Origin of the sequence: Pseudomonas sp. ICMP 8385, assembly GCF_002699915.1 — a bacterium.
GTDB lineage: Bacteria > Pseudomonadota > Gammaproteobacteria > Pseudomonadales > Pseudomonadaceae > Aquipseudomonas > Aquipseudomonas gessardii.
This window is the reverse complement of sequence record NZ_LKBY01000055.1, coordinates 1-219: the sequence shown is the minus strand read 5'-3', so window position 1 is coordinate 219 and position 219 is coordinate 1. Positions and strand designations below refer to the sequence as shown.

Genomic DNA, 219 nt, shown 5'->3' with positions numbered 1-219 from the left:
CCCGATTCGTCATCGGCGCCGATGTGGGCCTTCATGCCAAAATAATACTGGTTTCCCTTCTTGGTCTGGTGCATTTCCGGGTCGCGCTTGCCGTCCTTGTTCTTGGCCGAACTGGGCGCATTGATCAGCGTTGCATCGACGATGGTGCCCTGGCGCAGCGACAGGCCGCGGTCGCCCAGATAGCCATTGATGACAGCGAGGATGCCGGCCGCCAGCTCG

1 protein-coding gene is annotated in these 219 nt (G+C 61.2%); it reads right to left on the bottom strand.

The window, feature by feature from the left end; all coding sequences use genetic code 11:
- The coding region (locus AO268_RS06835; protein WP_141562787.1) for a transposase at window positions 1–219 on the bottom strand (219 nt) is incomplete at both ends.